Raw genomic sequence first — 9,405 nt, 5'->3', positions numbered from 1 at the left:
CAGGAACGAGCATCGACCTCGGATATGTCCCCACCCATGAACAGCCCAACGAGCGAGCCCAACGAACGTCACGGTAAGCACCGTTGCAGTACTAGCGCGCGGCACTGACAATCCGTCCGGCCCCGTCCGCGCCGGTCCGCGGGCCCGTCGGGGCGGCCGGGATTGTCGGACCCGGCTGGTAGGACTGTGGTGTCCGCCAGGGAAGCTGACGGGCCATCACCTGCCGTTCGTCTGACATTCGTACGGTCCCGACCAGCCGGAGTCGCACCACCATGAGCGCCGTCGACACCCCCGCCACCCAGCCCGACCCGAACGACCCGCTCGCCCTCGCGGAGCTCTTCACCGGCGGCGGCGAGCCGTGGCTGCCGCTGCTGAAGCCGGTCATCGAGGCCCAGCCGGGTGCGGTCTCGTTCATCGGCCCCGGCCGCGGCCCGGAGGTCGTCCCGGTCCGCGAGCTGACCTTCCAGGCGCTCAAGCCGCACGCGCCGCACAAGTGGAAGGTCGTGGTCTTCGGGCAGAACCCGTACCCGAGGCCGGAGAGCGCCACCGGCATCGCGATGTTCGACAACACCTTCCACGACTGGAAGGACAGCCAGTTCGGCCGGGTGATCAGCATCCGCTGCCTCATCAAGGCCGCGGCGATGTGGAAGTACGGCATCCCCAAGAAGACGCCGATCGCCGACATACGGGCGCTGCTCAAGGAGCGGGAGACGGTCCAGCCGCCGGAGTGGTTCCAGGCGATGCTCACCCAGGGCGTGCTGCTGCTGAACGCGGCGCTGACCGCGAGCAGCGACGGCGCGATGGGGCCGGACCAGCACACCGCGTTCTGGCGGCCGGTGGCCGAGCGGATCGTGGAGGAGATCCTGTGCGCCAAGCAGCAGGCCGCCGAGGAGGACCGCTACGTGGTCTTCGCCTGGTGGGGCGCGCACGCGCGCAGCCTGAAGAACGTCGTGCTGCGGCTGCAGAAGAAGTACCCCGAGGTCGAGGTCCGGCACATCGACCACGCCAACCCGGCGGCCCAGGGGGACGTCTTCTGCGACGGCGAGCACTTCGCCACGGTGAACGCCGCGCTCGCCTCGCTGGGCGCCGACGAGGTCGACTGGCTGCCCAGCGCGGGGTGGAACGCGCCGTCGGCGCTGGGCGGCGGGGCGGCGGACGGGGTCGCCGAGCGGATGGGCGCCTTCATCGCCTCCACCATGGAGCTGCACCAGCTCTACCTGGACCGACTCGCCGGGGTGAAGGACGAGGGCCTCGTCCTGCCCGCCATCACCGGCGTGTTCGACACCCCGCTGATGGGCTTCCGGGAGGCGGTGTCGCCGGTCGCCGAGCTGCTGCGCGGCCTGGACCGGCACGTGGCGCTGTCGCACGAGTTCGGCAAGCGGCGGGCGGACGAGGCGGCCACCGGGCTGTCCGCCGACGAGGTCGCCGCGCTGTACCTGTACACCTGCGAGTCCGCGTTCTACCGGGAGATCAACGCGGTGCTGCGCTCGCCGGACCGCGGCCGGCTGGTGCCGTACCTGCCGTACCTGCGACTGCTGTTCGCGGCGGTGTCGCGGCTGCCCGTCCGCACGGCGCCGCTGTGGCGCGGGGTGTCGCTGGACCTGCGGCGGCAGTACCCGGTCGGGAAGACGGTGACGTGGTGGGGCGTCTCCTCCTGCACCTCCAAGCTCGGGGTGGCGCAGTCCTTCCTCGGCAGCCGGGGCAAGCGGACGCTCTTCGAGGTGCGGCCGGTGCGGGCCGCCGGGATCCAGAACTTCTCGGCGTTCACCGGCGAGGAGGAGTTCATCCTGCTGCCCGGCACGCAGCTGGAGGTCACGGAGGTGCGGGCCGAGCGCGGCGGCCTGTGCACCGTGACGCTGACCGAGCTGGAGGAGGCGCCCCTGGTGTCCTGAGGCCGGTGTCCTGAGGCCTCCGGGTCGAACCCGTCGCCGGATCTGGCAACCAAGTCAGTATTTTTACTGAGTAAGGTTATGCTGGACTCCGGGCGACAGGTGAGCCCGTTGTGCGGGAAGGAACGTGAACGATGACCTCGGAAGCCCACGGCCTCGACGGCGAACTGGAACGGGAGCGGGCCTACGTCGAGGTCTGCCGGGCGGCGCTGGCCCGGCAGGTCGAGGACGCGGACCACCAGGTCGTGGCCGGGGAGGACGTCTCCGGCGACGGCGCCAGTGCGGAGGCGCTCGGCCGGTACCTGCGCACCCGGGCCAAGCGGATGAAGGAGCTGCCGGAGAGCCCGTCGTTCTTCGGCCGCCTGGACTTCGCCGACACCGCGGAGGCCGGCGACCACCGGCGCCAGCGCTACTACGTGGGCCGCCGGCGGATCTCCGAGGACCCGACGGTGGCGCCGCTGGTGGTCGACTGGCGGGCCCCGGTATCCCGGGCGTTCTACCAGGCGAGCGCCCACGCCCCGCTCGGGCTCGCGCGGCGCCGCCGGTTCGGCTGGGCACCGTGGAGCCTGGGCGCGCCGGAGGAGCTGACCGGGCTGGAGGACGAGCCCCTCGGCGGGTCCGGCAGGTCCGGCCCGGTGGGCGGCGCGGACGGCGCCGCCGGCGGCATCCTGGCCGCCGAGATCGAGCGCCCCCGCACCGGGCCGATGCGGGACATCGTCGCCACCATCCAGCCCGAACAGGACGCGCTGGTGCGGGGCGAGCTGAGCGAGTCGGTCTGCGTGCAGGGCGCGCCCGGCAGCGGCAAGACCGCCGTCGGGCTGCACCGTGCCGCGTACCTGCTCTACAGCTTCCCGCAGCGGATCCGGCGCAGCGGCCTGCTGGTCATCGGCCCCAACCGGACCTTCCTGCGCTACATCGCCGAGGTGCTGCCCGCGCTCGGCGAGATCGACGTCACCCAGAGCACCGTCGAGGACCTGGTCGCCACCCGCCCCGTCAGCTCGGTGGACGACGAACGCGCCGCCGCCGTCAAGCAGGACGCGCGGATGGCGACGGTGCTGCGCCGGGCCCTGTACGGCCGGATCCGGGCGGCGGGCTCGGAGCCGCTGGTCGTCCCGGACGGCTCCTACCGCTGGCGGGTGTCGCCGGAGCGGCTCGACCGGACGGTCGCCGAACTGCGCGAGCAGGCGCCGCCGTACGCGATCGGCCGGGAGAGCCTGCGCACCCGGGTGGTGGCGATGCTCCAGGACCAGGCCGAGCGGCGCACCGGCGTCCGCTCCGGCGCCTGGTCGCGGAAGACCGGCCGCTGCAAGCCGGTCGCCGCCTTCCTGGAGGCCGCCTGGCCGCAGTTGCGCCCGGAGGCCGTGGTCGCCGCCCTGCTGAGCGACCCAGTCGGCGGTGGTGAGGACGGCGCGGGTCTGGTGGGCGAGCTGCTCCTGGACGGGGACCCAGCGGGCGCCGAAGCGGTGGCGCAGCCGGTCCAGGCTGTCGGTGACGACCGCGCGGGCGCGGTCGCGGGCGGCCTCGGCGGCGGGGCCGCGGGCGTCGGCGAGCAGCCGCAGCAGGATCGACGCGACCCGCAGGGGCACCCGGGCCGCGACCAGCCCGGCGGTGGTCACCCGGGAGGCGGTGAGCGGCTCCGCGCCCCAGCGCTCCAGCCACTCCTCGGCCACCTGCGGGGCGACCGCCAGGCTGAACTCCGCGGTGCGCAGCAGCGGTCCGTACGCCTCGTGCCCGTGGACGGGGACGCTCGGGAGCAGGGCGGCCAGCTCCCCGGCGCGCGCGGTGAGGTCGCGGGCGGCGGCCGCGAGGGCCTGCGCGCCGGCCGGGTGGGGACGGGCGTCGCCGACCGCGTCGACGGCCCACATCGGGACCTCCAGCACCGCGGTCACCCCGCCGTACCGGCCCGGGTACGACCAGGTGGACAGCTCGGGCTCGTCCGGCAGCGCCCGGGAGCCCCCGGCGCCCGGGGCCGGCATCAGGTACGTGCCGGGCGCCGGGCTGGCCCAGCCGATCGCGTCGTAGGAGTCCACGTCGAGCGGGACGCCGGCCCGCTGCGCGGAGCGGGCGAACCGCCCGGCCAGGCCCCGGACCGGGCGGGTGAGCTGGACGAACGCGCCGCCGAAGTCCACCCCGTGCAGCGAGCACTGGAGGACGGGCCGCAGCTCGTCGATCAGGCCGGTCAGCGCCAGGCTCTCCGGCATCGGCGGCCGGCCGGAGCCGGGGGCGGGCAGCAGTTCGGGCTGCTCCTCGAAGGAGGGGCGGAAGAAGTGCTCGTAGTGCCGCCGCATGGTGAGCGGGCCGTCCAGCCAGCCGGCGTTGAGCGCGGCGCCGTCCGGGTCGAGGCAGAGCAGCAGGTGCCAGGAGAGTCCGGGGCAGGCGGGGCGGTCCAGCAGCACCTCGGCGAGCCGGACGGTCCCGGCGGTGCCGATCGGCTCGTTGGGGTGCGGGCCGCCGACCACCAGCACCGCGCGCGGCCCGCGGTCCACGGAGAGCAGCAGCAGCGGGCGCCCGGCCCGGGAGCGGCCCACCTCGCGCAGCCGGCAGCGGTCCGGGTGCCGCAGCGCGAGCCGCCGTGCGGCGGACTCCGCCTGGGCCGGCGTGGGGTAGCGGGCCGGCCGGGCGTCGAGGGGCCGGAGGGGGCGGATCCGCCGACCGGTGTCGGTCATGGTTCTCCTTGCGCCGGTCGTACGGCCGCCGGGGCGCGGGCGTGCGGGTGCGCCGCCGGGCACGGCGTGCGGGCGGTGGACGGGGGCGGGGGCGTGGCGCGGACGGGGCGTGGCGCCGCGGGCCGGGGAACGGCGGCCGCGCGGGGACGGACGGGCCGTGCCGGGGCGGCCCGCGGTGAGGGAGAGGTGAGGGAGAGGTGCGCCGGCCGGAAGACCGACGAGGGCCGAGCGTACGACTCAACTTCCGTGTTCGGAAGGGGTGCAGATGCCTTTGGCGGAGCCCTGTCAGTACCGCACGGCCCGTCCGGGCGTGTCAACGGCGGACGGCACCGGCCGACGGGCGCCCACCGCGCGTGCCGGGGCGGGTGTCGGCGGGTGCGGGCGGCCACCGGCGGCAACCGGCGGATACCGGCCGGCCGGGTCGCGCCGGAGCGCGCGGGGTCCGTGATCCGGGGCCGACGGGCCGTTCCCCGGATTGGGCTACCCTTGAGGGTCACCCCTCCCGTGCCGACTCGCGGCACCGAATCACGTCGTAAGGGTTCCTAGTACATGACTGTCGAATCGGTCTTCCCACGCCTGGAGGCCCTCCTCCCGCACGTCCAGAAGCCGATCCAGTACGTCGGCGGCGAGCTCAACTCGACCGTCAAGGACTGGGACGCCTGCGACGTCCGTTGGGCGCTGATGTACCCCGACGCCTACGAGGTCGGCCTGCCCAACCAGGGCGTCATGATCCTCTACGAGGTGCTGAACGAGCGCGAGGGCGTGCTCGCCGAGCGCACCTACAGCGTCTGGCCGGACCTCGAGGCGCTGATGCGCGAGCACGGCGTCCCGCAGTTCACCGTCGACGCCCACCGCCCGGTGAAGGCCTTCGACGTGTTCGGGCTGTCCTTCTCCACCGAGCTCGGCTACACCAACATGCTGGCCGCGCTCGACCTGGCCGGCATCCCGCTGGAGGCCAAGGACCGCACCGACGAGGACCCGATCGTCCTGGCCGGCGGCCACGCGGCCTTCAACCCGGAGCCGATCGCGGACTTCCTGGACGCGGCGGTGGTCGGCGACGGCGAGCAGGCCGTGCTCGACATCACCGACATCATCCGGGCCTGGAAGGCCGAGGGCCGCCCGGGCGGCCGGGACGAGCTGCTGCTGCGCCTGGCCCGCACCGGCGGGGTGTACGTCCCGAAGTTCTACGACGTGGAGTACCTGGCCGACGGCCGGATCGGCCGCGTCGTGCCGAACGCCCCGGGCGTGCCGTGGCGGGTGTCCAAGCACACCGTGATGGACCTGGACGAGTGGCCGTACCCGAAGCAGCCGCTGGTCCCGCTCGCCGAGACGGTGCACGAGCGGATGTCCGTGGAGATCTTCCGCGGCTGCACCCGCGGCTGCCGCTTCTGCCAGGCCGGCATGATCACGCGCCCCGTGCGGGAGCGAAGCATCACCGGCATCGGCGAGATGGTGGAGCGCGGGCTGAAGGCGACCGGCTTCGAGGAGGTCGGCCTGCTGTCGCTGTCCAGCGCCGACCACACCGAGATCGGCGACATCGCCAAGGGCCTGGCGGACCGCTACACCGAGGACAAGATCGGCCTGTCGCTGCCGTCCACCCGCGTCGACGCCTTCAACATCGACCTCGCCAACGAGCTGTCCCGCAACGGGCGCCGCTCGGGCCTCACCTTCGCCCCCGAGGGCGGCAGCGAGCGCATGCGCAAGGTGATCAACAAGATGGTGTCGGAGGAGGACCTGATCCGCACCGTCGCCACCGCGTACGGCAACGGCTGGCGCCAGGTGAAGCTGTACTTCATGTGCGGCCTGCCCACCGAGACCGACGAGGACGTGCTCCAGATCGGCGAGATGGCGAAGAACGTCATCCAGAAGGGCCGCGAGGTCACCGGCCAGAACGACATCCGCTGCACCGTCTCCATCGGCGGGTTCGTGCCCAAGCCGCACACCCCGTTCCAGTGGGCGCCGCAGCTGTCCGCGGAGGCCACCGACGCCCGGCTGGCCAAGCTGCGCGACTCGATCCGCGGCGACCGCAAGTACGGCAAGAACATCGGCTACCGCTACCACGACGGCAAGCCGGGCATCGTCGAGGGCCTGCTCTCCCGCGGCGACCGCCGGGTCGGCGCGATCATCCGCGAGGTCTACGAGGACGGCGGCCGCTTCGACGGCTGGCGCGAGTACTTCTCGTACGACCGCTGGATGGCCTGCGCCGACAAGGCCCTGGCCGGCACCGGCGTCGACGTCGACTGGTACACCACCCGCGAGCGCACCTACGAGGAGGTGCTGCCCTGGGACCACCTGGACAGCGGCCTCGACAAGGACTGGCTCTGGGAGGACTGGCAGGACGCCCTCGAGGAGGTCGAGGTCGACGACTGCCGCTGGACCCCGTGCTTCGACTGCGGCGTCTGCCCGCAGATGGACACCCACATCCAGATCGGCCCCACCGGCAAGAAGATGCTCCCCCTGACGGTCGTCAACAAGTAGCCGCAACAGTCAGGTGCCCCCAGTGGATATATCCACTGGGGGCACCTGTATATACGAACATTTCCTCGAATGTTATGCTTGCCCGTGACGATTTGATATCGACTCATGGAGGCAAATAAAGTGGCCAAGACGATGATCGATATCAATGAGGAAGCCCTGGCTCTTGCTGCCGAGGTGCTCGGCACCAAGACGAAGAAGGACACCGTCAACGCCGCCCTGGAAGAGATCGGGGCGCGCCGCCGCAGGGAGCTCGCGTTGCAGGAGTTGACGCGGCTCGCCGAGGACGGCGCGTTCGACAAGCTCCTGGAGCCGGGCTTCGAGGAGGAGGCATGGCGCTGAATGGCCGGTGCTGAGCAGTTCTTGATCGACAAGTCCGCGTACGCGCGGATCCTCCGACCCGTGTGCCGCGCGCAATGGGCCGACGTACTGCTGAGCGGGCGGGTCTCGCTGTGCGCGCCGACCGAGGCGGAGATCCTCTACTCGGCCAGGTCGGTGGACGACTACGCGCGGATCAAGCGGTCACTCGCGGACGTGTACGGATGGGCCGCTGTCCCGGAGAGCGCGTGGCAGCGGCTCCTGTCGATCCAGGAGCGGCTCGTGAAGGTCGGCCAGCACCGGTCGGCGGGGATCGCCGACCTGATGGTCGCCGTGACCGCGATGCACCACGGGTTGACCGTGCTGCACTACGACCGGGACTTCGAGACCATCGCCAAGCACGCCGACCTGAAGGCCAGGTGGCTGGCCGAGCCGGGCTCGCTGGACTGAGGACCTGCTCTGACCAGGGGCGGAGCGAGCGGGGTGGCGGGGCGCGTACCCTTTGAGGTGACAGAGTCCGGACAGTGGCGGGAAGACGCCGTGCCGGACGGGGACAACTGACTAAGGACTGAGCGACCCTGGCACGCCGTACGCCCGACGGTCCGCCGCCCGCGCCGACGGTGCAGCGGATTCGTCTCCGCTACACCAAGCGCGGCCGGCTCCGCTTCACCAGCCACCGCGACTTCCAGCGCGCCTTCGAGCGCGCCCTGCGCCGGTCCGCCGTTCCGATGGCCTACTCGGCCGGCTTCACCCCGCACCCGAAGGTCTCCTACGCCAACGCGGCCCCGACCGGGGTGGCGAGCGAGGCGGAGTACCTGGAGATCGGCCTGGCCGCCGTGCGCGACCCTGAGCAGCTGCGGGCGCAGCTGGACGAGTCGCTGCCGGCCGGCCTGGACGTGATCGACGCGGTCGAGGTGCGGACGCCGAACTTCGTGGAGCGCCTGGAGGCCTCCGAGTGGCTGGTCCGGCTGGACGGCGTCGAGCACGACGTGGCCGCCGAGGCGGTCGCGCGCTTCCTCGCCGCCGAGCGGGTCGAGGTCGAGCGCCGCACCAAGAACGGCCTGCGGGTCTTCGACGCGCGGGGCGCGGTGGCGGCGCTGGAAGCCGTCCCGGCCCAGGTCGAGGCCGGTGCCGACGCCGGGACCGGAACCGACCGCGATGTTCGGACCGGCCGTCCCTGTGCGATACTGCGCCTGGTAGTACGACACGCCACACCCGCCGTACGACCCGACGACGTATTGTCCGGTCTCCGTGCGACGGCCGACCTGGCGCCGCCGGTCCCCGCAGAGGTGACCAGGCTGGCGCAGGGGCCGCTCGACGAGGAGTCCGGCACGGTGACCGACCCGCTGGCGCTCGACCGCGCGGCGGCCCCGGTCGGCTCGGAGCCGACCGCAGGGCCGCACGCCACCGCGTCCGCCTAGCGGGGGGAGGCCGGGTCCAGTGCCTCACTGGACCCGACGGTCCTCCAGGGTTCCCGCGGCTCCCCAGGGGAGCGAGCGTCGTCGCAACGCAGGCCTGCCACCCGGGGCCTGCCGACCAGGAAGGTCGGCCGGTCCGGGGCCCCGTCCGGGAGCCACCCGGGGTTGGGGGACGGCGCAGCTTGGGAAAACCTCAGAAGACTGGTCAGACCAGAAGACTTTCGACACCCCGCCGAGCGCGGGGCGCCGAGCGAGACTACGAGCTCCTGTGCGGCCTCGCGTCCGCGCGGCGGCACCGTCAAAGGGTCCGGTCCGGGCATCGTCGCGATGCCGGCCGCCCAGCGGTGCCGCGCCGTGCCCGGATGCGGAGCCCGGGGGCCTGACGGGAGATCCACCCGCATGCTCGATAACACCGATCCGCAGCAGACCGCTGCCGAACAGAACGAAACCGCCGTGACCGGTGGCGAGGGCGCGTCCGCCGCGCCGCCGCGCCGCCGTCGCCGCGCGGTGTCCCGCCCGGCGGGCACCCCGCTGGGTGCGGCCGCCGAGGCGGCCGAGACCGCCTGGGACGAGCTTCCGCCCGGACAGCCACTGTGCGTGGTCCACGGAGACGCCTGGGGCGGCAACACCGCCGTCACC

The 9,405-nt window shown here is 73.1% G+C and carries 6 protein-coding genes and 2 pseudogenes; 7 read left to right on the top strand and 1 reads right to left on the bottom strand.

What is annotated here, in order from left to right; translation table 11 throughout:
• The first annotated feature begins 272 nt into the window (after positions 1–272).
• Positions 273–1,892 (top strand): ADP-ribosyltransferase domain-containing protein, encoded by a 1,620-nt coding sequence (locus ABZW03_RS30695; protein ID WP_355265412.1) that lies wholly within the window; start codon positions 273–275, stop codon positions 1,890–1,892.
• A 131-nt stretch (positions 1,893–2,023) separates the two neighbouring features.
• A pseudogene (locus ABZW03_RS30690) lies at positions 2,024–3,277 on the top strand (AAA family ATPase); the annotation flags it as partial.
• A 990-nt stretch (positions 3,278–4,267) separates the two neighbouring features.
• Here the strand turns inward: ABZW03_RS30690 and ABZW03_RS30685 are convergent.
• A pseudogene (locus ABZW03_RS30685) lies at positions 4,268–4,555 on the bottom strand (M14 family zinc carboxypeptidase); the annotation flags it as partial.
• A gap of 549 nt (positions 4,556–5,104) precedes the next feature.
• On the opposite strand from ABZW03_RS30685, the gene ABZW03_RS30680 reads away from it, so the two are divergent.
• The 5 genes from ABZW03_RS30680 to ABZW03_RS30660 form a co-directional block, all read left to right on the top strand.
• Positions 5,105–7,033 (top strand): TIGR03960 family B12-binding radical SAM protein, encoded by a 1,929-nt coding sequence (locus ABZW03_RS30680; RefSeq protein WP_355265409.1) that lies wholly within the window; start codon positions 5,105–5,107, stop codon positions 7,031–7,033.
• A gap of 120 nt (positions 7,034–7,153) precedes the next feature.
• Positions 7,154–7,372, top strand: a complete 219-nt coding sequence (locus ABZW03_RS30675; RefSeq protein WP_355265406.1) for a type II toxin-antitoxin system VapB family antitoxin — start codon at positions 7,154–7,156, stop codon at positions 7,370–7,372.
• Positions 7,373–7,798, top strand: a complete 426-nt coding sequence (locus tag ABZW03_RS30670) for a PIN domain nuclease (protein WP_355265404.1) — start codon at positions 7,373–7,375, stop codon at positions 7,796–7,798. It abuts the gene before it with no gap.
• Between the two features lie 170 nt (positions 7,799–7,968).
• The gene (locus ABZW03_RS30665; protein ID WP_355265401.1) at positions 7,969–8,769 is read left to right on the top strand and encodes a TIGR03936 family radical SAM-associated protein; all 801 of its coding nucleotides are present in this window, start codon (positions 7,969–7,971) and stop codon (positions 8,767–8,769) included.
• Positions 8,770–9,165: 396 nt separating this feature from the next.
• On the top strand, positions 9,166–9,405 hold a 240-nt coding region (locus ABZW03_RS30660; RefSeq protein ID WP_355265398.1), incomplete at its 3' end, for a hypothetical protein.

This window comes from Kitasatospora sp. NPDC004799, from assembly GCF_040609095.1.
Lineage (GTDB): Bacteria > Actinomycetota > Actinomycetes > Streptomycetales > Streptomycetaceae > Kitasatospora.
The sequence above is the reverse complement of the archived record's forward strand: the minus strand, read 5'-3'. Positions and strand labels throughout refer to the sequence as shown.

Bases quoted from the DNA above. Each gene is read 5' to 3' on its own strand.
- ABZW03_RS30695 (WP_355265412.1), top strand. From the start codon at position 273: ATGAGCGCCGTCGACACCCCCGCCACCCAGCCCGACCCGAACGACCCG.
- ABZW03_RS30670 (WP_355265404.1), top strand. From the start codon at position 7,373: ATGGCCGGTGCTGAGCAGTTCTTGATCGACAAGTCCGCGTACGCGCGG.
- ABZW03_RS30680 (WP_355265409.1), top strand. From the start codon at position 5,105: ATGACTGTCGAATCGGTCTTCCCACGCCTGGAGGCCCTCCTCCCGCAC.